Origin of the sequence: Pseudomonas sp. S49, from assembly GCF_009866785.1 — a bacterium.
In the GTDB taxonomy this organism is placed as follows: domain Bacteria; phylum Pseudomonadota; class Gammaproteobacteria; order Pseudomonadales; family Pseudomonadaceae; genus Aquipseudomonas.
In genome coordinates this window covers 5,764,809-5,787,067 of the sequence record NZ_CP019432.1, presented here as the reverse complement: position 1 = coordinate 5,787,067, position 22,259 = coordinate 5,764,809, and the positions used below count along the sequence as shown (strand labels likewise).

Sequence of the window (22,259 nt, the reverse complement as noted above, 5' to 3'; positions counted from 1 at the left end):
GGTACTTCCATGACTTTCGCCACCCTTGGCCTGATCGAACCCTTGCTGCGCTCCCTCGAGACGCTCGGCTACCAGACCCCGACGCCGGTTCAGGCGCAAGCCATTCCGGCCGTGCTGGCCGGTCGTGACCTGATGGCAGCGGCCCAGACCGGCACCGGCAAGACCGCCGGTTTCGCCTTGCCGCTGCTGCAGTTGTTGGCCATGGAAGGGCCGAAAGTCGCTGCCAACTCGGCGCATGCGCTGATTCTGGTGCCGACCCGCGAGCTGGCCGAGCAGGTTCATGAGTCTGTGCGCCAGTACGCCGAAAACCTGCCGCTGCGCACTTATGCGGTGTACGGCGGCGTCAGCATCAACCCGCAAATGATGAAGCTGCGCGGCGGCGTCGATGTGCTGGTCGCCACACCCGGTCGCCTGATCGACCTGTTCCGCCAGAACGCGCTGAAACTCGATCAGCTGCAGACTCTGGTGCTGGATGAAGCCGATCGTATGCTCGACCTGGGCTTCTCCGAAGAACTGGCGAACATTTACCGCATGCTGCCGAAAAAGCGCCAGACCCTGCTGTTCTCCGCGACCTTTTCCGATGACATCCGCCTGCTGGCCGGGCAAATGCTCAACGATCCGCTGAGCATCGAAGTCAGCCCGCGCAACGTCGCCGCCAACACCGTCAAGCAGTGGATCGTCACGGTGGACAAGAAGCGCAAGGCTGAACTGTTCGTGCACCTGATGCGCAAGAACAAGTGGAAGCAGGTGCTGGTGTTCGCCAAGACCCGCAACGGTGTGGATGCGCTGGTGGAAAAACTTCAGGGCCTCGGTGTGAATGCCGACGGTATCCACGGCGACAAACCACAGGCCACCCGTCAGCGCGCGCTGGACCGTTTCAAACTCAGTGAAGTGCAGATTCTCGTGGCCACCGACGTTGCTGCGCGAGGTCTGGATATCGAAGATCTGCCGCTGGTGATCAACTTCGATCTGCCGATCGTGGCTGAAGACTATATTCACCGCATTGGTCGTACCGGCCGTGCGGGTGCAACCGGTGAGGCAATCTCGCTGGTATGCGCGGATGAAGTGAACATGTTGTCGGCGATCGAGATGCTGACGCGTCAGACCTTGAAGCGTCAGAACGAGCCGGATTTCGAACCGGAGCACCGTGTGCCGGATACCGATGCCAGTGGTCAGGTGATCAAGAAGCCGAAGAAACCGAAGAAGCCGAAAGCTTCCGGTGGTGGCGGCAAGCGCAATCTGGGCAAGTGGGTCGACAGCGGCGAGACGCAGGCGCCGGAGCCTTCGATCAAGCCTGTGCGTAAAGTGCCGGTGTTCAACACTGGACCGCGCAAGCGTAAACCTTAAGGTCAAAAGCCCCTCACCCTAGCCCTCTCCCCGAGGGAGAGGGGACTGATTGGGGGATGCTCCCGAAGTACGCCGACCTGATCCTATGGCTGTGAATCCATAATCGACAAAGCTTTCGCCTGACACCTAGGTCGTCTGACCAAATCCATGATCGACTCGGTGTTTCAGGTCGATGTATGGCGCCAGATACCTCGGTCGGCTGGCCGAAGCCATAATCGACTCGTTGTTTCAGGTCGACGGATGACGTCAGACACCTCGGTCAGCTCCCTCTCCTCTGGGAGAGGGCTGGGGTGAGGGTTCAGGCAGACGCCTCGGACTTGAGCCACTGCACAATTCCCAACCCCGCCGCCCGCCCGCTGGCAAAACACCCCGTCAGCAAATAGCCGCCCGTCGGCGCCTCCCAATCGAGCATCTCACCCGCGCAGAACACCCCCGGCAACGCCTTGAGCATCAAGCGCTCATCCATCGCCTCGAACGTCACGCCCCCGGCACTGCTGATCGCCTCGTCCAATGGCCGCGTTTTCACCAATGTCAGAGGCAACGCTTTGATCGCCCGCGCCAACAGCGCCGGATCAGCAAACGTCGCAGCATCAGTCAGTTCACGCAACAGCGCCGCTTTCACCCCATCAATGCCGACCTGACTGTGCAGATGCTTGGCCATCGAGCGCGATCCGCGTGGCTTGCTCAATGCCGCCTGCAATTTATCCACAGGCCGGCCGGGCAGCAGGTCGATGTGAACAACCGCCGCGCCATACTGATTGATCGCCTCTCTAATCGGCGCCGACAGCGCATAAATCAGACTGCCTTCAATCCCGGTCGCGGTAATCACGCATTCGCCCAGGCGCGGAACGTCGTCGTTCAAGCCGATGGCGATATTTTTCAGCGGCGCACCGGCGAATTTGCTGACCATCAGCTCGCTCCAGGCCTGCACTTCGAAGCCGCAATTACTCGGCTGCAATGGCGCAAGTCCTACACCGTGCTGCTCCAGAGCCAGCATCCACGCACCGTCGGATCCGAGCCGCGACCAACTGCCACCGCCGAGGGCGAGCAGGGTGGCGTCGGGTTTCACGGTGATTTCACCTTCCGGGCTGTCGATGCGCAGCGCGCCGTGTTCATCCCAACCGAGCCAGCGATGGCGGGTGTGGATAACTACGCCACTGTCGCGCAGGCGTTTGAGCCAGGCACGCAACAGTGGCGCGGCTTTCATGTCGGTGGGAAACACGCGGCCGGAGCTGCCGATGAAGGTTTCGATGCCCAGATCATGAATCCATTGGCACAACGCATCGGCGTCGAAGCTGCGTAGTAACGGTGCGATCTGCGGTGCGCGTTCGGAGTAGCGCGAGAGGAATGCCGGGTAGGCTTCGGAGTGGGTAATGTTCATGCCGCCGACGCCGGCGAGCAGGAATTTTCGCCCCACCGAGGGCATGCCGTCGTAGAGATCGACGCGAACTCCGGCCTGGCTCAGCACTTCAGCGGCCATCAGGCCGGCGGGGCCACCGCCGATGATGGCGACGTGAGCGGGGGAGGAGGCGGAAGTCTGGGTCATGGCATGCGCTGCGGTATGGCGGGATAAGGCGCGCATTCTAACAGCGCAGATATCTTGTAGGAGTGAGCCTGCTCGCGATAGCGGTGTATCAGCCAAGGTAATGTTGAAGGTGTTGACGCTATCGCGAGCAGGCTCACTCCTACAGGATTTGTGTTGGCTCAGAATGTTGGTTGAAAAATGATCAGCACGCTGCAGGCCATAACCGGTATGGCCTGTAGTCCCTTTCACTCAGGTTATCCACAGGCCGTTCCACAGCGATTGTGGGTAACGCAGCACAGCTCAATGACAACCGTGTGACTGCCAGACCCGCTGTGCGCTGTGATGGAGGATGCCGTGGCGGCGGGCGAGGGCGTGGCGGTCCTTGCTGTAGCCGCCGCCGATCACGCCCATCACCGGAATGTCGCGGCCCAGGCAATGGCGCATAACGCTTTCATCGCGGGCGGCGACGCCTTCGTCGGTCAGTTGCAGGTAACCGAGGGCGTCGTCCTTGTGCACATCGACACCGGCGTCGTACAGCACCAGATCCGGTTGGTACAGCGGCAGCAGGTAGTTGAGCGTGTCATCGACCACCTTCAAATAATCGGCATCGCCCATGCCTTTGGGCAGCGGAATGTCCCAGTCACTTTGCGCTTTGCGTGCGGGAAAATTCTTCTCGCAGTGCAGGGAAACGGTAATCGCCTCCGGCGTGTCATGCAGGATTCGTGCGGTGCCGTCGCCCTGATGCACATCGCAATCGAAGATCAGCACGCGATTCACTCGACCGCTTTGCAGCAGGTATTGGCTGATGATCGCCAGGTCATTGAAGATGCAGAATCCTGCCGGATAGTCGTAATGCGCATGGTGAGTGCCACCGGCCAGATGACAGGCCAGGCCATGTTCGAGGGCTTTCTCCGCGGCCAGAATCGAACCGCCGACCGCTCGCACCGTGCGCCGGGCCAGTGCTTCATTCCATGGCAAGCCTAGACGCCGCTGGTCTTCGCGGGACAACTCGCCGCTCATGTAGCGTTCGATATACGCACGGTCATGGGCGAGGGCGAGGATGTCGTTGGGGCAAATCTCGGGTCGAAGCAGATCGCCATCGCGGGTCAGGCCGCTGTCGACCAGGTGATCGCGCAGCAAACGAAACTTGTCCATCGGGAAGCGGTGATCCGCCGGAAACTCGGGGCTGTAGTCTTCGTGGTAGATCAGCGGCAATGGCATGGCGATTTCGTGTAGGAACGTAGGAATGAGTGAAGGATCCTACCAGCGATGTAGACTTGCGGCATGGAAACGGAGGGGCACGATGGAGCCGATACTGGAACTGCAAAGCGCACGCTTGCTGATGCGTCAGTGGCAGGACGAGGATTTGCCAGCATTTGCAGCGATGTGCGCCGATCCTCAGGTGATGCGCTACTTCCCGGCAGCGTTGAGCCGACTGGAAAGCGCCTCGATGATCGGCCGCGTGCGTGGGCATTTTGCCGAGCACGGTTTTGGCCTTTGGGCGCTGGAGCGCAAGGACAGCGGTGAATTCATCGGTTTCACCGGGCTCGGCGTGGTTGGCTTTGATGCACCGTTCACTCCGGCAGTGGAGATCGGCTGGCGTCTGGCCAAGGAACATTGGGGCCTGGGCTATGCCAGCGAAGCGGCGTGGACCGCTCTGCGTTGCGGCTTTGATCGGTTGGCGCTCAAGGAAATAGTTTCCTTCACCGCGCAATCCAATCTGCCCTCAGAGAAAGTCATGCAGGCGATCGGCATGCATCACGCCCCGGAAGATGATTTCGATCATCCGAAACTGGCCGTCGATCATCCGTTGCGTCGGCATGTGCTGTACCGCATCACTCGGGAACAATGGCTGCAAACCTTGCATGGATAAGCCGACACGGACGTTTACAATGGCCGCCATATCATTGGCCCGCGCCATAATCTGAATCGGCCGCCGCAGCCAAGACTGCGCGGCATATAGCTTTGTGTGAGGAGAGTCTGAATGAGCCAAGTGTTGGAAGATCTGGTCGACTTGCTGACCCTGGAACCGATCGAAGAAAACCTGTTCCGTGGCCGAAGCCAGGACCTGGGTTTCCGCCAGTTGTTCGGTGGTCAGGTGCTCGGCCAGTCGCTGTCGGCGGCCAGTCAGACGGTTGAAGAGGCGCGTCATGTGCACTCGATGCACGGCTATTTCCTGCGCCCGGGCGACGCCAAGTTGCCGGTGGTCTATTCGGTTGATCGCGTGCGTGATGGCGGCAGCTTCAGCACCCGCCGCGTCACGGCGATCCAGAAGGGCCATCCGATCTTCACCTGCAGCGCATCGTTTCAATACGACGAGGCAGGGTTCGAACACCAGAGCCAGATGCCCCAGGTGGTCGGCCCGGAAAACCTGCCGTCGGAGCTGGAGTTGTTCCAGCAACGCGCGCAACTGATTCCCGAGCACATGCGTGAAAAGCTGCTGTGCCCGAAACCGATTGAGGTGCGCCCGGTCACCGAAAAAGACCCCTACAACCCGCAGCCGGCCGATCCGGTGAAGTATGTGTGGTTCCGTGCCGACGGCGCATTGGCCGACATCCCGGCGCTGCACAAATACCTGCTGGCCTACGCCTCGGACTTTGGCCTGCTGACCACCTCGATGCTGCCTCACGGCAAATCGGTCTGGCAGAAAGACATGCAGGTCGCCAGCCTCGATCACGCGCTGTGGTTCCACAACGATCTGCGCGCCGATGACTGGTTGCTCTACGCGATGGACAGCCCGTGGGCCGGCAATTCCCGTGGATTCTCCCGTGGCAGCGTGTACAACCGTGCCGGGCAACTGGTCGCGTCGGTGACGCAGGAAGGCTTGATCCGTCATCGCAAGGATTGGGCATGAGCCTGAAAGAGGTGAAGCACTGGGTGTTCGACATGGACGGCACGCTGACCGTTGCCGTGCATGATTTCGCGGCAATTCGCGTGGCGCTGGCGATTCCGCCGGAAGACGACATCCTCACTCATCTCGCCGCATTGCCGGCGGATGAGGCGGCAGTGAAACACGCATGGCTGTTGGAGCATGAACGCGATCTGGCGCTGGGTTCGACCCCGGCGACCGGTGCGGTGGAGCTGGTGCGTGATCTGCATGCGCGCGGTTATCGCCTCGGCATCCTCACTCGCAATGCGCGGGAATTGGCGCATGTGACGCTGGATGCCATTGGTTTGGCTGACTGCTTTGCGGTGGACGATGTGTTGGGCCGCGATGAAGCGCCGCCGAAGCCGCATCCGGGTGGCTTGCTGAAACTGGCAGACGCTTGGGACGTGCCGGCCAGCGAGATGGTGATGGTCGGTGATTACCGCTTTGATCTGGATTGCGGCCGAGCGGCGGGGGCGCGGACGGTGTTGGTGAATTTGCCGGATAACCCGTGGCCGGAGTTGACCGATTGGCATGCGAAGGATTGTGTCGAGTTGCGGCGGATGCTTCTGGCCTGAAATTTATGTTGTCAGAAGGGACGCCTTCGCGAGCAGGATCGCTCCCACATTAGATCTTCGGTACACAGGGATTTTGTGTAATGCATCAATCCAATGTGGGAGCGAGCCTGCTCGCGAAGAGGCCAGATCATCCACTGCATAGCTTACTGATCGAACAACGCCTTTTGCCCCTCCGGCGAGGTCAACATCCCATCGCCGTTATGCCCGACCCCGGGCACTTCAACCAACCGCTGATTCACCCCTTCCGGATGGCGGCGCAGCAAATACCCGAAGTACAACTTCCCCCGCTCCAGGCGATACGCACCTTGCGCCTCGGCTTCACAACGCTTGTCCAATGCTGGATGCTTGGGATCGACGTCCTGCTGCCCAAGCAGATAAATCACCTCGCGTTTGACGTAACTGCTTTCAAGCTGCAACGGCGTTTGCCCACCGGCATACACCGGCATGTCTGACAGACCGTACTTCCAGCGATTGAAGCCCGCACACTTCGCATGATCGAACGCCACCGGCCGTTGTTCATTGAAGTAGGCATAAGAAGACGGATTGGCCACCACATAGCGCAGACCAATGCCGTTGGCCTTCAGCGCCGGTTGATCCTTGGCCAGCAGGGCATAGCGCTGTACAACCTGGCCGCCGCCGGAATGACCGAAGATTACGATCTGCTTTACGTCCGGAAACTGTTTGCGATCGCTGATCCGTCCGATGATTTCGTCGAGCGCCGCATAGGAACTCAACGGATTCGGCCCTGTGGATAACCCGCCGCCCATCCAGTCGTTGCCCTGCCAGCGCAGGACTGTGGCGGGCAACGAGTACAGGGCAACGTCGCTTTCATTGAGAAACTGCGGGGCAATCACCAAGGTGTGCGTGGTTTGTCCCGCCAGCTCGGCCGCACTCTCGGCGCTTTTTCGATAGGTCTCGGCGTTGCGTAATCGGCCATGAATGACGATCAGCACTCGCTCGATCTTCTCCGGCGCAGGCCCGATGCCTACCGCCATTTCCCCGGCCTTGAGTTGCAAGCGACCGGGGCTGATCGCATCGACACCAGCGGCGTGCGCGGTGCTGCCAACAATCAGTAACGCCAAAAGCCATTTATGCATTTACAGGTTTTTCGCCGCGAAGGTGTCGCACTGGCCGACCTGGCCCTGCGCGAATCCGGTTTTGAACCAGCGCACCCTTTGCGCCGACGTACCGTGAGTAAACGAGTCCGGCACCACACGGCCCTGACCCTGTTGTTGCAGGCGATCATCACCGATGGCGTTGGCCGCATTCAAGGCTTCTTCGATGTCGCCCGGTTCCAGCCAGTTCAAGCGCTTCTGTGCGCTGTAGGCCCAGACACCAGCGAGGCAGTCGGCCTGCAGTTCCTGGCGCACCAGCAAGCCGCCATCGCCTTCCATCTGCCGGCCTTGCTGGCGGGCTGTCTGAATTTTCGCCGAAACGCCAAGAAGCGTCTGCACATGGTGTCCGACTTCATGCGCGATTACGTAGGCCTGAGCAAAGTCCCCGGCGGCTTTGAAGCGTTGTGACATTTCCTGGAAGAACGCCATGTCCAGATAGACCTTCTGGTCCGCCGGGCAATAGAACGGGCCGGTCGCCGAGGTCGCGAGACCGCAGGCGGAATTGACCCGATTACTGAACAGCACCAGGGTCGGGTCTTTATATTGCCGGCCAGCCTGTTGGAAAATCGTGCCCCAGGTGTCTTCGGTATCGCCAAGGATCGAGCGGACGAATTCGGCTTGCTCATCGTTGGCTGGCGGCGCCTGACGGGTTTGCGAGGTCGGCGCCGATTGTTGGGTGGATTGCCCGGCGAGCTGGCCGAGAATCTGCAACGGGTCTTGCCCGGTGATCCAGCCAATACCGACGATCAGCAGAATCGCGCCCAGGCTCAGGCCCTTGCCACCGCCGAAACGCATGCCGCCACCGCCGCCGGCATCATCACCACGGGCATCGACGACGTTGTCACTGCGTCGGCCTTTTTTCCATAGCATGTGGGAATCCTCTGTGTGTATCGGGTGGTGATGAGTGTTGCTGTTGTGTGAGTGTGGCGCCAGTCCGGTCGTCCGTCTATTGGCCACACGCAAACAGGCCCGGCCTCGTGCTGACGAGGTCGGGCCTGTTATTGACGGTCTGGCGCGCGGCAAATTCAATCCCGCGCAGGATTTCTATCGCTGGATTATCAATCAGCGATCAAACGCATCCCACTCAGGGGCGAAATCCGGACTGACCTGACGTTCACGTTTCGATAGCGCGGCGATCAGCGCCCGATCCTCATCGTCGAGTTCGACCTTCAGCGAGGCGAGGTTGGCCAGTTGATTGGTCTGGCTGCTGGCCTTGGGAATGGCCGCGACGTTGGGCTGATCGAGCAACCATTTCAGTGCGACCTGCGTCGGCAGTACGCCGTGCTTTTTGGCGATCTGTTGAATCTGCGGGATGTCCGAGACCTTGTTGCGTGCCAGTGGGGTGTAGGCCGTCAGTGCCATGTCGTGTTGACGAGCGTAGTCGAGCAGGGCGTTTTGCCCGAGCAGGACGTGGTACTCGACCTGAATCGCTGACAGACCAATCCCATATTCCTCGACGACTTTGCGTAGCAGGGGCAGCGGAAAATTCGCCACGCCGATGTTGCGCGCCAGGCCTTGCTCCTTGAACGAGGCCAACGTGGCGAGGGTGCTTGGCAAATCCCAGTCGGTGGTCGGCCAGTGGATCATGAACAGGTCGACGTAATCACTGCGCAGGGCTGTGAGGCTGCGATCCATGGAGTGGCGCATCGCGTCGGGTTGCAACTGGTCCCACCAGACCTTGGTGGTGACATGAATCTGTTCGCGCGGTGTCGGCGTATTCGCCAACGCTTGTCCGACGGCGTCTTCGTTGTTGTAGGCCGCTGCCGTGTCGATGTGGCGATAACCCAGTTCCAGCGCCTGCTCTACTGCGTGGGTGCATTCGTCGCCGAGCATTGGCCAGGTGCCGAGGCCAAGTTTTGGCATGTTCAAACCCTGGGCGTTAACGATGTGCTGCATGGTCGATCTCCTGTTCGAAAGCAGTGATGTCGGCAATATGCCGGGCGGCGATGTAACCGAAAGTCAGTGCCGGGCCGAGGTTGATCCCGCCTGCCGGATAGTGGCCGCCCATGATGCTGGCCATGTCGCCACCCGCCGCGTAGAGGCCGGCGATGGGCTGTTCGTTGGCATCAAGCACTTGCGCATGTGGATTGACCTTGAGGCCGGCAAACGTGCCAAAGCAGCCCGGCTGGACTTTCACGGCGTAGTACGGGCCGGTATCTATTGGGGCAACGCAGGGGTTGGGAAGGTTCGCCGGATCACCCTGTTTGCGGTTGTAGGGAGTTGCGCCGCGACCGAACAACGGGTCTTCGCCGTGACGGGCATGGCGGTTGTAGTTATCCACAGTCTGGCGCAAGCCGCTCGGGTCGATGCCGCAGGCGAGGGCCAATTCTTCAACGGTGTTACCGGTTTTCAGATAGCCGCTGCGGATAAATGCTGACACGGGCAGCGGAAATGGCCGCGATATGCCCAAGCCATAACGCCGTTGAAAGGCGCGAGTGCAAATTAGCCAGGAAGCAACTTCTTCACCTTCGGGCGCAGCGGCGACCATGGCGCTGACGTAGTCGTAGTACCCGTTGGCTTCGTTGACGAAGCGCTGACCGTTACGCAGCACGCCGATGATCCCGGGTTTGCCGCGCTCGATGATGTGTGGGAAATGGCCAATGCTGCCGTCGGCATGCGGCACTTGCGATACCGGCGCCCACGCCACGGGCGAAGCCACATCGGGATTGACCTGTGCGCCGACGCTTTCGCCCAGGCGCAGGCCATCGCCGTTGACGGCCAGTGGTGGCAGTGCCCAATGTTCCTGGCCGGTCGGTGTGCGCGGGAACAGGGCTTTACGCCGTTCGATGTCATTGGCAAAACCACCGGCGGCGAGCACCACGGCTTTGCGGGCATGAATGCGGACCGGGCCTTTGCCTATGTTGACCACAGCCCCCGAGACGCGCGAGCCATCACGCAGCAATTCAGTCACAGGCGCCGATTCCCACAGCAACACGCCGAGGTCTTCGGCGGACTTCGCCAGCCGTGCCACCAGTGCCACGCCGTTGACCAGTTGCATCGCCCGGCCATGCACTGCGAGGTCAAACAGGTGCCGAGTGAAACGTTGGGTCACATGCCATGCGGCTTTCATTGAGCGCGTCAGATTGAGGAATGCCGACAGATCCGCCCCGGCCATGATCGGCATGCCCATGAAGGACGTTTCGCGCAGGGTGGTACGAAGGCGCCTGAGCAAACGTCCGACCTTGCGTCCGTCGTAAGGCGCCGCGATGACCGAGCTACCGCCAGTGCCGGCCCCCGGCGTGTCGCCATGAATGTCGGCAATGGCATTGCCATCGGCAAATTGCAGCGCGGTGTGCTGCTCGAAAAACGCGACCATGCGCGGCCCTGCTTCAAGGAAGGCGTCGATCATCGCCGAATCAAAATGCTCACCCAGTTCATGGCGCAAATAGGTGCGCGGTTGTTCGATGTCTTCGACGACTCCAGCGCGACGGGCCAGCGGATTGCACGGCACCCAAGCCCAGCCACCCGACCACGCAGTGGCGCCACCGAACACCGGGTCTTTCTCGACAACGATGACTTTCAAGCCATGCCACGCGGCGGTGACGGCGGCCGATAACCCGGCGGCGCCAGAACCGACGACCAATACGTCGCAGTCGATATCGGGAAGTTCGGCAGACATGAAAGCAACGCTCCAGCGGTGAATTATTTTTGGAATTTGATTCCAGAAAATAACCAGTGATGAACTCGATCGACAAGCCTCGATCAAACAAAACGGGCGGTTATCGAACACACGGTTCCAGATTTCGCTTTGCCGCCGATGTCTTCTAGAATCGGCAAAATTTCCTTTGGATATCCCCATGGCCGGCAGTCAAATCGAACGGGTTTTCAGTGTGCTGGAAAGCCTTACCAGTGATTCGCGCGGGCTGCCGATGCAGACCTTGGCCGAGCAACTGGATATTCCGAAAAGCGCGACACACCGCCTGCTCGCCGAGCTGATCCGTCTGGGCTACGTGCGGCAGAATCCGGAAACCTTGCGTTATCACTTGTCGACCAAACTGGTGGCGATGGGCTTTCAATACCTGTCGAGCAGCGGTGCCGACATCGTCCAGCCGGTACTCGACCGACTGGCGCAGGAAACCGGTGAACTGGTGCGTCTGGGCGTGATCGACGGCGAGCGCCAGACCTGGATCGCCAAGGCGCAAGGCGCGCGCAGCGGTCTGCGTTACGACCCGGACATGGGCCGCGATGCGCCGCTGTTCTACACCGCGTCCGGGCATGCGTGGCTGGCGTGCATGAGCGATGCCGAGGCGTTGTCGATGGTCGAGCGTCAGGCGGCGGAAGTTCCAGTGGGCGTGGGGCCAAACGCGCCGCGCTCGAATATCGAACTGCTGGAACGGCTGCGTCTGGCGCGGGAACAAGGCTATGCCTGCGTTGAGGAGAGTTCGGCGGTCGGCACTTCGGCGATTGCGGCGGTGGTGAAACACCCTGCGGATGGGCGGGTGATCGGTGTGCTGAGTATCGCCGGGCCGAGTGCGCGGATGCCGGGGGCGCGGTTGCATGAACTGGCGCCGCTGTTGCTGACATTCACCGAAGAATTATCAGCAGCAAGCCTGGCCTCAGAACTGTTTATCTGATCCGAATTCACAATTCACATAGGCCCCCTGTGGGAGCGAGCCTGCTCGCGAAAGCGGTGTGTCAGTCACTTTTTATTTCATTGACGTACCGCATTCGCGAGCAGGCTCGCTCCCACATTTGATTTTGGGTTGATCAGGAAAATTGTGCGGTGTTCGCACGGTTTTGCGGTTGATGGGTGTTTGATTCTGGAACTCGGTTCTAAATTGTTTGCGGAGTGTTATTCCGAGAACAATCACAAGAGGACCGCACCTTGAATTCGCCCCTTCGAATCGCCCTGATCGGCGCCGGCAACATGGGCCAGCAGCATTACCGGCATCTGCAATCCCTCAGCGAAGCGACGCTGTGCGCAGTGGCTGATCCCGGGCCGCAAGTCGCAGCGCTCGCGGCTGAATGGGGTGTCAGGAATTTCGCCGATCACCGTCAGATGCTGGAGCAAATCCGGCCTGACGCAGTCATCGTCGCCAATCCGAATAATCAACATGTCAGCACAGCGCTCGATTGCCTGGCAGCGGGTGTGCCGGTGTTGCTGGAAAAACCGGTCGGTGTGCATCTGGACGAAGCGCGCGAGCTGGTCGCGGCGGTCAAAAGCAGCGGCGTTCCGGTACTGGTCGGCCACCACCGACGCCACAATCCGCTGATCGTGCGCGCTCATGAGTTGGTGCAGAGCGGGGCGCTCGGGCGGCTGACCACGGTGACCGCACTGTTCCAGTTGCGCAAGCCGGACAGTTATTTCGAGATCCCCTGGCGCCGCGAACCGGGTGCAGGGATGTTGCTGACCAATCTGATTCACGACCTCGACCTGCTACGCCATCTGTGCGGTGAGGTGCGCTCGGTGCAAGCGATCACCGACAACACCGTGCGCGGTTTTGCCAATGAAGACAGCGCGGCGGTGTTGCTGCAATTCGAAGGTGGCACATTGGCAACCCTGAGCGGATCCGACGCAGTGGCTGCGCCGTGGAGTTGGGAGCTGGGTTCCGGTGAGAACCCGGTCTATCCGCGTCAGGCCGGTCAGCCCTGTTATCTGCTGGCCGGGACCGCTGGTGCCTTGAGCATTCCGCAACTCAAGCGTTGGCATTACGCCGCTGATCAGGTCGACGCCGGTTGGCATGAACCGTTGTTGATGGTCGAAGAGTCCTACAGCGGTGACGATGCTTTGCGCTTGCAGTTACAGCATTTCGTACGCGTGGCACGGCGTGAAGTCGAGCCGCTGGTGAGTGCGGCCGACGCGGCGCGCACTTTGTCGCTGATCGAAGCCATACGCGAGGCCGCCGCCACCGGTCGTACCTGCTCCCCTGCATTGATCGAGGCTTGAACATGAGTGAACGAATCCTGTCCCTGGCCAGCCTTACCGTGCTGGAGTTGTCGCCGCCGCAAATGGTTGAAGTGGCCGCACGCGCCGGTTACAGCCATGTCGGCTTGCGCCTGGAACCGGCGACGCCTGAGGAATATCACTTCCCGTTGGTAGCCGACGGTGATTTGCGGCGTCAGACGTTGCAGCGGCTGCGTGATACCGGGATCCGTGTGCTCGACGTGGAAATCCTGCGATTGAAACCACAGACCGTCGTCGCCGACTTCGAGAAACTTCTGACGGTCGGCGCGGAATTTGGTGCCACAGAGTTACTCGTTGCCGGTAATGATCCTGACGAGCAGCGGATGACCGAGAACTTTGCGGCGCTGTGTGATTTGGCGGCGCCTTACGGGTTGCACCCGCATCTGGAGTTCATGCCCTGGACGGATGCGCGCGATCTTCAGCAAGCGCTGCGCATTGTCGAGCATGCTGATCGGGAAAACGCTGCGGTGCTGGTCGATGCCTTTCACTTTGATCGTTCGTCATCACGCTTGGACGATCTGGCAAACGTGCCGGCGTCACGCCTGCGCTATGCACAATTATGTGATGTCGCGGGGCCGAGACCGTCAGACATGGCCGAGATCTTGCGTCAGGCGCGCAACGAGCGGCGGTTTCCCGGCGAGGGCGATTGCGATCTGCTCGGGTTGTTGAAAGCGCTGCCGACTAATATTCCACTGAGTCTGGAAATTCCCACGGTGAAACTATTGGAGCAGGGCGTGAGCGGATTAGAGCGAGCGCAGAGGGCCATCGACAGAACCCGGGAATTGTTGGCGCGGTTGTAAGCGCTGCTGCGCACCTTTCGCGGGCAAGCCCGCTCCCACAGGGAACGTGCCGTTCCTGGGGGCGAGACTTGCCTGCGAAGATTTTTGTTTTTTGGGGCACACAAGGAAATCCAATGACCGTCAGCACCCCGCTCTCCGGAGTCAACCAACCCTTCAAGGGGATCTTGCTGATTGTCGTGGCAACCTTCCTGTTCTCCAGTCACGACGCGCTGTCGAAATACCTGTCCGGTTTCTATCCGATCGTGATGGTGGTCTGGGCGCGCTATCTGGTGCACACCTTGCTCATGGCGGGGATTTTTCTGCCACAGTCCGGGTTGCGCGTCCTGCGCACCAAGAAGCCGTTGTGGCAGTTGGTTCGGGCACTTTGCCTGCTCGGCACCAGCCTGTTTTTCACCACGGCGCTGTTGTACATCCCATTGGCGGAAGCCACGGCGGTCAACTTTCTTGCGCCGGTTTTGGTGACGGCATTGTCCGTGCCGCTGCTCAAAGAGCGGGTAACACGTGGCCAATGGATTGCAGTGATTTGCGGTTTTATCGGCGTGCTGATCATCGTCCATCCCGGCGGTGAGTTGTTCACACCGGCGGTGTTGCTGCCGTTCTGTTCGGCGCTGTTTTTCTGCTTTTATCAATTGCTGACGCGCAAGCTCGCCGAAGTCGATAGCCCGACCACCAGCAATTTTTTTGCCGGGCTGTGCAACACGCTGGTGATGAGTGCACTGGTGCCGTTCTTCTGGCAGGTGCCGACGTTGACCCACGCCGGGCTGATGCTGGCGCTGGGCAGTTGCGGGATGACCGCGCATTTGTTTCTGACCCAGGCGTTTCGTCATGCGGCACCGGCGCTGCTGGCGCCGTTCGGTTATTGCCAGATTGTGTTTGCGGGGTTGTTGGGCTGGTTGCTGTTCAATCACACGCCGAGTCTGTTGACGATTATCGGCATCGCAGTGATCTGTTGCAGCGGACTGGCGGCAGCGTGGCAGCAGAGCCGCCGTTGAGTAGGTTACGCAAAACCTTGTAGGAGTGAGCCTGCTCGCGATGGCGGTGTGTCAGTCGATGGAAGTTTTGACTGACACTAAGCCATCGCGAGCAGGCTCACTCCTACAGTTAGCGTCGTGTAGGCAGGTTATTCGGTGATGGTCGGAATCTTGCGCGGTGCCATGAAGTACATCCACGTCAGCGCAATGAAATACATCGCCGGAATCAGGGTGAACAACACGGTGTAGTTGTTGTTGGTGACGGTGAGGATGTGACCGACAATCTGGGTCATGAACATCCCGCCGATCGCCGCGCACATGCCGCCGAAACCGAACACCGTGCTCATCATGTGCTTGGGCGTGTAGTCCATCACCAGGCTCCAGATGTTCGCCGTCCAGGCTTGGTGCGCGCCGATCGCCAGAGAAATCGCCGCCACCGCCACCCACAGATTGGCAGAGCCAGCCGCCATGACCACGCCGATGATGCAGCAGGCAAACAGGAACATCGACAGCAGCCGCGCCTTGATCGAGTTCATCCCGCGACCGATCAGGAACGAAGACAGAATCCCGCCGCCGACGCTGCCGAAGTCCGCCGTGACGTAGATGATGATCAGCGGAATGCCCATCTGGGTGACGTTGATGCCCAGATTGTATTGCTGATTGAGAAACGGCGGCAGCCAGTACAGGTAGAACCAGAACACCGGCGCAGTCAGCGAGTAGGCGAGGGCGAAGGCCCAGGTGCCACGCATGCGCAGGATTTTCGAGAACGGCACGCGGGCCTGTTCCGGTTCGACTTCTTGCTGGATGTAGTCCAGCTCGGACTGCTTAACGCTCGGGTGATCTTCCGGGTTGAAGTACTTCAAGCCCCAGAACAACAGCCAGATCCCGCCGAGTGCCGACATGCACAGGAACGCCGCTTGCCAGCCCCAGACGTGCAGGACCAATGGCAGCAGCATCGGCGTGAACATCGCGCCAACGTTGGTGCCGGCGTTGAAGATGCCGGTGGCCACTGCACGTTCGCCGGCCGGGAACCACAGGCGCGTGGTTTTCACGCAGGCCGGGTAGTTCGCCGCTTCGGTCAGACCGAGGATGAACCGGCAGACCATGAAACCAACGGCCGAAGTCGCCAGACCGTGGGCACCAGTGGCCAGGCTCCAGAGCAGCACGGCGCAGAAGAACACGCGTTTGACGCCGACCCGGTCGATCAGGCGACCCTGCAGGACGAAACCGATCGCGTAGCCGACCTGAAACCAGAAGTTGATGTTGGCGTAATCCATCGCCGTCCAACTCATTTCCTTGGCGAGGATCGGCTGCATGACGCCGAGGGCGGCGCGGTCGATGTAGTTCAGGGTGGTGGCGAAAAACACCAGCGCCAGCATGCCCCAACGGGTCTTGCCGACGGCCATGGCGCCGCGGATCTTGTCGCCGATGCCACCCGTGGCAGTGCTCATGGCCGGAGCCATGCGGGAAGTCTGTGAAGGAATCATGTGTTCCACCCGTTTTTGGATTTGTTATTTGGTGTGCTTTTTACTTGCACGCTGCGACCGGTGGTTCAGATCCGGACTCAATGTGCAGTCGATGTTGGGCAGTGGACGAAAAATCGTCAATTCGCCAAACCGCCATTGTGTTCGATAATCGCACGCAAAACTAACCGGGTAGTACACTTTAAATTGCTGCCGCGATCGATGCAGCCAATAATTTCCCTACTATAAAAACCATCCCATGTAGGAGCTGCCGCAGGCTTGCGATCTTTTGATTCTGTTTTCACGAATAAAGATCAAACGATCGCAGCCTTCGGCGGCTCCTACAGTAAAGATAAAGCGGCGCAGTCCGGGAGTTGAAACATGCAGCGTTCCATTGCCACCGTTTCCTTGAGCGGCACCCTGCCGGAAAAACTCGAAGCCATTGCCGCCGCCGGGTTCGACGGGGTGGAGATTTTCGAAAACGACCTCCTGTACTACGACGGCAGTCCGCGGGAAATTAAACAGATGTGCGCCGATCTCGGCATCGCCATCACGCTGTTTCAGCCGTTCCGCGATTTCGAAGGCTGCCGCCGCGATCGCCTGGCGCGCAATCTGGAGCGGGCCGAGCGCAAGTTCGACCTGATGCAGGAACTGGGCACCGATCTGGTGCTGGTCTGCAGCAATGCCTCCGCCGACAGCGTCGGCGATCAGCAAATTCTAGTCGATGATCTGCGCCTGTTGGCCGAGCACGCTGGCGCGCGCGGCTTGCGCATTGGTTACGAAGCGCTGGCCTGGGGTCGTCACGTCAACACTTATCAACAGGTCTGGGACATCGTGCGTCAGGCCGATCACCCGAGCCTGGGCGTGTTGCTCGACAGCTTTCATACGTTGTCGCTGAAGGGCGATCCTCGCGCCATCGCCGACATTCCTGGCGACAAGATTTTCTTCGTGCAAATGGCCGATGCGCCGATCCTGGCGATGGATGTGTTGGAGTGGAGCCGGCATTTCCGCTGCTTCCCTGGGCAGGGCGAGTTCGATCTGCCGGGGTTCCTCGCGCCGATTATTCAAAGCGGTTACACCGGGCCGCTGTCGCTGGAAATCTTCAATGACGGCTTCCGTGCCGCGCCGCCACGGGCCAATGCCGCCGACGGTTTGCGTTCGCTGCTGTATCTGGAAGAGAAGACCCGCCAGCGTCTGGAGCAGGAAACCAAACCTGTGGCCAACCGCGAAATTCTCTTCGAAACGCCGAAGGCCAGCGAGTACAACGGCATCGAGTTTCTTGAGTTCGCCGTGGATGAAAGCCTTGGCGCCAAGCTGTCGAACTGGCTGGAGCGCCTCGGGTTCGTCAAGGCCGGGCAGCACCGCTCCAAGAGTGTGAGCCTGCTGCGTCAGGGCGACATCAATCTGATCCTCAACTCCGAACCGTATTCGTTTGCTCACAGCTTTTTCGAGGCTCACGGCCCGTCGTTGTGCGCCACCGCCGTGCGGGTCAAGGACAGCGCCAGTGCGCTAGCCCGCGCCGTCGCCTACAAAGGTCAGCCCTATCGCGGACTGGTCGGCCCCAATGAACTGGAGCTGGCGGCAGTGCGCGCCCCGGACGGTAGCCTGATCTATCTGGTCGATGAACAGGCTGATGTCTACGGCACCGATTTCAATCTGCTGGCAGATGCGCCGGCACGCGGTGGTCTCAAGCGTATCGATCACATGGCCATGGCGCTGCCGGCCGACAGCCTCGACAGTTGGGTGCTGTTCTACAAGAGCCTGCTGGATTTCGAGGCGGACGATGAAGTGGTACTGCCCGACCCGTACGGTCTGGTGAAAAGTCGCGCGCTGCGTAGCCGCGACAGTTCGATCCGCTTGCCGCTGAACATTTCCGAGAACCGCAACACCGCGATATCCCACGCGCTGTCGAGTTATCGTGGCTCCGGTGTGCATCACATCGCCTTCGATTGTGACGACATCTTCGCCGAAGTCAGTCGCGCCAAAGAGGCCGGTGTGCCGTTGCTGGACATCCCGCTCAATTATTACGACGACCTTGCTGCGCGCTTCGATTTCGATGACGAGTTTCTCAGTGAACTGGCGTATTACAACGTTCTGTACGACCGTGATGCGCAGGGCGGTGAGTTGTTCCACGTCTACACCGAACCGTTCGAAGGGCGCTTCTTCTTCGAGATCATCCAGCGCAAGAACGGCTATGCCGGTTACGGCGCGGCGAACGTCGCGGTGCGTCTGGCGGCGATGGCCAAATCACGCAGTGGCGCCGTGCGCCAGGCGAAGTTGTAGGAAATTCGTAAACGCGGGATTAAACACAGGCCGCGCGGCTTCCTTCACTGTGCTGCGCGGCCCATAATCGCCGCCTGTGCAGTGATGGCCGTGAGCCCGCAATGACGATGAATACAGAACTTTCCGCAGCTCCTGAAGTTTCCACTGTAGAGCCGCGCAAGAGTCGCAAGAACAACCCGGAAAAGACCCGCGAGAACATCCTGCAGGAGGCGATCGTCGAGTTCGTCCAGCAAGGTTTGTCGGGGGCTCGCGTCGATGCGATTGCCGAGCGTATCCACACCTCCAAACGCATGATCTATTACTACTTCGGCAGTAAGGAGCAGTTGTACGTCGAGGTGCTGGAAAAGCTTTACGGCGATATCCGCAGCACCGAAAACCGTCTGCATCTGGCCGAGCTGGCGCCGGTTGAGGCGATTCGGCGATTGGTCGAGTTCACTTTCGATCACCACGACCGCAACGTCGATTTCGTGCGCATCGTCAGCATCGAAAATATCCACAACGCTGAATACGTGAAGCGTTCCGATGCGATCAAGGCGATGAACAACACCATTCTTGATTCACTCGGCGAGATTTTGCGTCGTGGCGCCGAAGAGGGTGTGTTCCGCGCGGGTCTGGATGCGCTGGATGTGCATTTGCTGATCAGCTCATTCTGCTTCTACCGGGTGTCGAACCGGCACACGTTTGGCGAGATTTTCCAGATCGATCTGCCCGATGAAAGCATCAAACAGCGGCATCGCGAGATGATTTGCGAGTCCGTTTTGCGCTACCTGCAAGCCTGACGTATATCCCCTTGTGGGAGCGAGCCTGCTCGCGAAAGCGCTGTGTCAGTCAGTAAATATGTTGACTGAAGGTACGCCTTCGCGAGCAGGCTCGCTCCCACAGGTTTTTAGCCATTCATGCTTTGAAAATGCGCGAGCATCCGCTGCGCATCCGGCACCACGCCGCTGAACAATTCAAACGCCTTCACCGCCTGAAACACCGCCATGTTGCCGCCATCCAGCGTCCGGCAACCCAGCGCGCGGGCGTTGCGCAGCAGTTCGGTTTCCAGCGGGAAATACACGATCTCCGCCACCCACAATTCCTTGCGCAGCAGCTCGACCGGCACCGGCATGCCCGGCAGTTTGGCCATGCCCATCGGCGTGGTGTTCACCAGACCGTCGGCCTGATTCAGCGAGCTCGGCAGATCATGCCCGGCGATCGCACGAGCAACGCCGAAATGCTCATTGAGATTGTTCGCCAGGCTTTCGGCGCGCTCACGGTCGACGTCGAAAATACTCAGTTGTTGTACGCCTTCGCTCAACAGGGCGTGGGCCACTGCTGCACCCGCGCCGCCGGCACCCATCTGGACTACACGCTCGCGGGCGGCGTCTTTCAGACCTCGGCGAAAACCTTCGGCGAAACCAAGGCAGTCCGTGTTGTGACCCACACGTTTGCCGTCCTTCAGCACTACCGTGTTCACCGCGCCGATGCCTTTGGCTTCCGGCGACAACTCATCGAGCAGCGGGATGATTGCCTGCTTGCACGGGAAAGTAATGTTCAATCCGGTGTAGTGCATCCGCTCGGCCGCCAGCAGCAGGTCGGACAGGGCAGTGCTGTCCATGTTCAGTTGATCGAGATCGATCAGTCGGTACAGATAACGCAGGCCTTGGGCATCACCTTCGTGCTCATGCAGCGCTGGCGTGCGCGAGGCCTGAATGCCGGCGCCGATCAGCCCGGCGAGTATTACGTTAGAGCGAGACATGCGCGTTACCCCTTCAACCGTTGGCTGAAATGTTCCAGTGCCAGTCGATAGCCGTGACTTCCAAAACCGGCCATTACCGCTGTGGCAATCGCCGAGACGAACGAGTGATGACGGAACGGTTCGCGGGCGTGGACATTGGACAGGTGCACTTCAATCACCGGCAGTTCGCTGGCCACCAGCGCATCGCGAATCGCTACCGAGGTGTGCGTCCAAGCCGCCGGATTGATCACGATCCCGGCGCAACGGCCACGGGCCGCGTGAATCCAGTCGAGCAGTTCGCCTTCGTGGTTGGTCTGGCGAAACTCCACGGCCAGGCCGAATTCTTCGCCAGCGCGACCGCACAAGGCCGAGATGTCCGCCAGGGTTTCGTGACCGTAAGTGGCCGGCTCGCGAGTGCCGAGCAGGTTCAGGTTCGGGCCGTTGAGCACCAGAACGATAGGGGGCATGAGGGGTAACTCCACTTATTGTTTTTGGCTTTGGCCGAGGGTTTCAGCCTGTGGAGATAAAATGTACTAGATGGTTACCATGGTCAATTGAAGTGCCTGAGCCCAGGATTTTTGTGTTCGGTAATCGCACCAAGGCTGTTTCATACTTGATGTTGTTCGAATCGTAACGACAGTTTTGCTTACGTTTTCCCTCGAAGATTTACCGACTCCTGGCCCATGCCGGCGCTAGCCTGAGAGAAGAGCGGAGCCGCTTGCGTTTTACGGCACCGGTCGTCGGATTTGAAAGGATTATCGGATCCTGAAATTTATTAACCTAACGGATGGGTTAGCATGAATGTGTGCAACTACAAGGGATTGTCGATACGCGTAATGTTGCGGAATGAGCATTGCCCACCGCACGCTCATGTAAATGCGGGCGCCTGGAGTGCGCGATTCCATTTCAGCTTTTGGCACAACGACATTGATCCGTGGGATGTCGTGCCGCTGTCTCGTCGACCGACGATGGCTGTATTGGAGGGTTTGTGTCGATCGTTGGGGCATCCCGTTCATCTGCGTCGCGCACGAGGGATCTGGTGGTCAGGTTTGCAAACCGTCTGTCTCGGCAATCAAGTGTGGGACTGCGAATCAAACGAGGTACCCGTGATGAAACTGGTTACCGATACGACTTACAGAATCGCTGCGGCGCGCTACGAACCAGAAGAAGACAAGTTGCTTCTGACATTGGTTGGCAAACCGGAAGGAGTTGAAATCCATTTATGAAAGTCATTAAGGCAAAGCCGTCCGTACATCGACCACTGACGGAAGAAATGCTCGATGCAGCCATAAAGCTTGGTGAAGTACGACAGGCCAGCAGTTTCCAAGCTGTTTCTGTGTGCTTTGAAAAATCATCTTTGGTCATCCGTTTTGAGGATGGCAGCGGTGTGTTGCTTCCGGTGAACCAGTATCCAGAGTTTGACGGGTTTGATGCAGGCGATTACGAGGGACTAACCGTCGGATTCGCAGGCACTGCGCTTTGCCATGAGGGCAAAGACCTTGACGTTTCCATTGCCGGGATGATTTCAGCGAGCCAGTCACTCATGAAGATGGCTGCGTCGGTGGTTGCATCGCGTAACGGTCGTCAAAGCAGTGCTGCAAAGTCCGAAGCTGCTCGAGCGAATGGCAAAAAGGGCGGGCGACCACGCAAGGCCGATCCCGCGTTGTAAAACCACAAAAAAGCCGT

The 22,259-nt window shown here is 59.7% G+C and carries 21 protein-coding genes; 12 read left to right on the top strand and 9 right to left on the bottom strand.

Annotation, left to right across the window (positions count from 1 at the left end):
• Positions 1–9: 9 nt before the first annotated feature.
• Entirely contained in the window at positions 10–1,347 is a 1,338-nt protein-coding gene (locus PspS49_RS25555) for a DEAD/DEAH box helicase (protein WP_160041920.1), read from the top strand.
• A gap of 298 nt (positions 1,348–1,645) precedes the next feature.
• On the opposite strand, the gene PspS49_RS25550 is transcribed toward PspS49_RS25555, so the two are convergent.
• Together PspS49_RS25550 and PspS49_RS25545 are read right to left on the bottom strand one after the other, a co-directional pair.
• Positions 1,646–2,893: a TIGR03862 family flavoprotein gene (locus PspS49_RS25550; protein ID WP_160041918.1), complete on the bottom strand. Its 1,248-nt coding sequence runs from the start codon at positions 2,891–2,893 to the stop codon at positions 1,646–1,648.
• 279 nt (positions 2,894–3,172) lie between these two features.
• A complete protein-coding gene (locus tag PspS49_RS25545; protein ID WP_150751729.1) occupies positions 3,173–4,093 on the bottom strand; it encodes a histone deacetylase in 921 nt (306 codons plus the stop codon).
• Between the two features lie 82 nt (positions 4,094–4,175).
• Between PspS49_RS25545 and PspS49_RS25540 the strand changes: the two genes are divergently transcribed.
• From PspS49_RS25540 to PspS49_RS25530, 3 genes are all read left to right on the top strand, one after another.
• Positions 4,176–4,745: a GNAT family N-acetyltransferase gene (locus tag PspS49_RS25540; protein ID WP_127929873.1), complete on the top strand. Its 570-nt coding sequence runs from the start codon at positions 4,176–4,178 to the stop codon at positions 4,743–4,745.
• Between the two features lie 111 nt (positions 4,746–4,856).
• Entirely contained in the window at positions 4,857–5,726 is an 870-nt protein-coding gene (tesB, locus tag PspS49_RS25535) for an acyl-CoA thioesterase II (RefSeq protein WP_122592730.1), read from the top strand.
• Positions 5,723–6,316, top strand: a complete 594-nt coding sequence (locus tag PspS49_RS25530) for an HAD family hydrolase (protein ID WP_127929872.1) — start codon at positions 5,723–5,725, stop codon at positions 6,314–6,316. The genes tesB and PspS49_RS25530 overlap by 4 nt, the downstream gene beginning before the upstream one ends.
• A gap of 143 nt (positions 6,317–6,459) precedes the next feature.
• Here the strand turns inward: PspS49_RS25530 and PspS49_RS25525 are convergent, their stop codons facing one another.
• The 4 genes from PspS49_RS25525 to PspS49_RS25510 all read right to left on the bottom strand — a co-directional run bounded on the left by PspS49_RS25525 (position 6,460) and on the right by PspS49_RS25510 (position 11,050).
• On the bottom strand, positions 6,460–7,413 hold the full coding sequence (locus tag PspS49_RS25525) for an alpha/beta hydrolase (protein ID WP_127929871.1): 954 nt from the start codon (positions 7,411–7,413) through the stop codon (positions 6,460–6,462).
• Entirely contained in the window at positions 7,414–8,301 is an 888-nt protein-coding gene (locus PspS49_RS25520) for a neutral zinc metallopeptidase (protein WP_095121652.1), read from the bottom strand.
• A 192-nt stretch (positions 8,302–8,493) separates the two neighbouring features.
• Complete coding sequence (locus PspS49_RS25515) at positions 8,494–9,327, bottom strand: aldo/keto reductase (protein ID WP_150751726.1); 834 nt, start codon at positions 9,325–9,327, stop codon at positions 8,494–8,496.
• Positions 9,311–11,050 (bottom strand): FAD-dependent oxidoreductase, encoded by a 1,740-nt coding sequence (locus PspS49_RS25510; RefSeq protein ID WP_160041916.1) that lies wholly within the window; start codon positions 11,048–11,050, stop codon positions 9,311–9,313. The genes PspS49_RS25515 and PspS49_RS25510 overlap by 17 nt, the downstream gene beginning before the upstream one ends.
• 178 nt (positions 11,051–11,228) lie before the next feature.
• Here PspS49_RS25510 and PspS49_RS25505 point away from each other — a divergent pair, with 178 nt between their 5' ends.
• The 4 genes from PspS49_RS25505 to PspS49_RS25490 all read left to right on the top strand — a co-directional run bounded on the left by PspS49_RS25505 (position 11,229) and on the right by PspS49_RS25490 (position 15,128).
• Entirely contained in the window at positions 11,229–12,005 is a 777-nt protein-coding gene (locus PspS49_RS25505) for an IclR family transcriptional regulator (protein WP_127929868.1), read from the top strand.
• A 251-nt stretch (positions 12,006–12,256) separates the two neighbouring features.
• The gene (locus PspS49_RS25500) at positions 12,257–13,318 is read left to right on the top strand and encodes a Gfo/Idh/MocA family oxidoreductase (RefSeq protein WP_160041914.1); all 1,062 of its coding nucleotides are present in this window, start codon (positions 12,257–12,259) and stop codon (positions 13,316–13,318) included.
• Positions 13,319–13,320: 2 nt separating this feature from the next.
• Entirely contained in the window at positions 13,321–14,136 is an 816-nt protein-coding gene (locus tag PspS49_RS25495) for a sugar phosphate isomerase/epimerase (RefSeq protein WP_160041912.1), read from the top strand.
• Positions 14,137–14,249: 113 nt separating this feature from the next.
• On the top strand, positions 14,250–15,128 hold the full coding sequence (locus PspS49_RS25490) for a DMT family transporter (protein ID WP_034153813.1): 879 nt from the start codon (positions 14,250–14,252) through the stop codon (positions 15,126–15,128).
• A gap of 128 nt (positions 15,129–15,256) precedes the next feature.
• Here PspS49_RS25490 and PspS49_RS25485 read toward each other — a convergent pair whose 3' ends face one another.
• Positions 15,257–16,594, bottom strand: coding sequence for an MFS transporter (locus PspS49_RS25485; protein WP_064118770.1), 1,338 nt, complete (start codon positions 16,592–16,594; stop codon positions 15,257–15,259).
• Between the two features lie 357 nt (positions 16,595–16,951).
• Here PspS49_RS25485 and quiC point away from each other — a divergent pair, with 357 nt between their 5' ends.
• A complete protein-coding gene (quiC, locus tag PspS49_RS25480; protein ID WP_160041910.1) occupies positions 16,952–18,853 on the top strand; it encodes a 3-dehydroshikimate dehydratase QuiC in 1,902 nt (633 codons plus the stop codon).
• Positions 18,854–18,954: 101 nt separating this feature from the next.
• Positions 18,955–19,632 carry a TetR family transcriptional regulator gene (locus PspS49_RS25475; RefSeq protein ID WP_160041908.1) on the top strand — a complete coding sequence of 226 codons (678 nt, stop codon included), beginning with the start codon at positions 18,955–18,957 and terminating at the stop codon, positions 19,630–19,632.
• Between the two features lie 107 nt (positions 19,633–19,739).
• Here PspS49_RS25475 and PspS49_RS25470 read toward each other — a convergent pair whose 3' ends face one another.
• On the bottom strand, positions 19,740–20,594 hold the full coding sequence (locus PspS49_RS25470) for a shikimate dehydrogenase (RefSeq protein ID WP_160041906.1): 855 nt from the start codon (positions 20,592–20,594) through the stop codon (positions 19,740–19,742).
• Positions 20,595–20,599: 5 nt separating this feature from the next.
• A complete protein-coding gene (gene aroQ, locus PspS49_RS25465; protein ID WP_007909727.1) occupies positions 20,600–21,040 on the bottom strand; it encodes a type II 3-dehydroquinate dehydratase in 441 nt (146 codons plus the stop codon).
• 330 nt (positions 21,041–21,370) lie between these two features.
• On the opposite strand from aroQ, the gene PspS49_RS25460 reads away from it, so the two are divergent.
• Together PspS49_RS25460 and PspS49_RS25455 are read left to right on the top strand one after the other, a co-directional pair.
• Positions 21,371–21,799 carry a DUF4160 domain-containing protein gene (locus PspS49_RS25460; RefSeq protein ID WP_160041904.1) on the top strand — a complete coding sequence of 143 codons (429 nt, stop codon included), beginning with the start codon at positions 21,371–21,373 and terminating at the stop codon, positions 21,797–21,799.
• Positions 21,796–22,242, top strand: a complete 447-nt coding sequence (locus PspS49_RS25455; protein WP_016986172.1) for a DUF2442 domain-containing protein — start codon at positions 21,796–21,798, stop codon at positions 22,240–22,242. Before PspS49_RS25460 ends, PspS49_RS25455 begins: the two co-directional genes overlap by 4 nt.
• Positions 22,243–22,259 lie beyond the last annotated feature (17 nt).

Excerpts from the sequence above, each read along its gene's own strand:
- PspS49_RS25555 (WP_160041920.1), top strand. The coding sequence starts at position 10 with ATGACTTTCGCCACCCTTGGCCTGATCGAACCCTTGCTGCGCTCCCTC.
- PspS49_RS25550 (WP_160041918.1), bottom strand. The coding sequence starts at position 2,893 with ATGACCCAGACTTCCGCCTCCTCCCCCGCTCACGTCGCCATCATCGGC.
- PspS49_RS25545 (WP_150751729.1), bottom strand. The coding sequence starts at position 4,093 with ATGCCATTGCCGCTGATCTACCACGAAGACTACAGCCCCGAGTTTCCG.
- PspS49_RS25540 (WP_127929873.1), top strand. The coding sequence starts at position 4,176 with ATGGAGCCGATACTGGAACTGCAAAGCGCACGCTTGCTGATGCGTCAG.
- tesB (WP_122592730.1), top strand. The coding sequence starts at position 4,857 with ATGAGCCAAGTGTTGGAAGATCTGGTCGACTTGCTGACCCTGGAACCG.
- PspS49_RS25530 (WP_127929872.1), top strand. The coding sequence starts at position 5,723 with ATGAGCCTGAAAGAGGTGAAGCACTGGGTGTTCGACATGGACGGCACG.
- PspS49_RS25525 (WP_127929871.1), bottom strand. The coding sequence starts at position 7,413 with ATGCATAAATGGCTTTTGGCGTTACTGATTGTTGGCAGCACCGCGCAC.
- PspS49_RS25520 (WP_095121652.1), bottom strand. The coding sequence starts at position 8,301 with ATGCTATGGAAAAAAGGCCGACGCAGTGACAACGTCGTCGATGCCCGT.
- PspS49_RS25515 (WP_150751726.1), bottom strand. The coding sequence starts at position 9,327 with ATGCAGCACATCGTTAACGCCCAGGGTTTGAACATGCCAAAACTTGGC.
- PspS49_RS25510 (WP_160041916.1), bottom strand. The coding sequence starts at position 11,050 with ATGTCTGCCGAACTTCCCGATATCGACTGCGACGTATTGGTCGTCGGT.
- PspS49_RS25505 (WP_127929868.1), top strand. The coding sequence starts at position 11,229 with ATGGCCGGCAGTCAAATCGAACGGGTTTTCAGTGTGCTGGAAAGCCTT.
- PspS49_RS25495 (WP_160041912.1), top strand. The coding sequence starts at position 13,321 with ATGAGTGAACGAATCCTGTCCCTGGCCAGCCTTACCGTGCTGGAGTTG.
- PspS49_RS25490 (WP_034153813.1), top strand. The coding sequence starts at position 14,250 with ATGACCGTCAGCACCCCGCTCTCCGGAGTCAACCAACCCTTCAAGGGG.
- PspS49_RS25485 (WP_064118770.1), bottom strand. The coding sequence starts at position 16,594 with ATGATTCCTTCACAGACTTCCCGCATGGCTCCGGCCATGAGCACTGCC.
- quiC (WP_160041910.1), top strand. The coding sequence starts at position 16,952 with ATGCAGCGTTCCATTGCCACCGTTTCCTTGAGCGGCACCCTGCCGGAA.
- PspS49_RS25475 (WP_160041908.1), top strand. The coding sequence starts at position 18,955 with ATGACGATGAATACAGAACTTTCCGCAGCTCCTGAAGTTTCCACTGTA.
- PspS49_RS25470 (WP_160041906.1), bottom strand. The coding sequence starts at position 20,594 with ATGTCTCGCTCTAACGTAATACTCGCCGGGCTGATCGGCGCCGGCATT.
- aroQ (WP_007909727.1), bottom strand. The coding sequence starts at position 21,040 with ATGCCCCCTATCGTTCTGGTGCTCAACGGCCCGAACCTGAACCTGCTC.
- PspS49_RS25460 (WP_160041904.1), top strand. The coding sequence starts at position 21,371 with ATGAATGTGTGCAACTACAAGGGATTGTCGATACGCGTAATGTTGCGG.
- PspS49_RS25455 (WP_016986172.1), top strand. The coding sequence starts at position 21,796 with ATGAAAGTCATTAAGGCAAAGCCGTCCGTACATCGACCACTGACGGAA.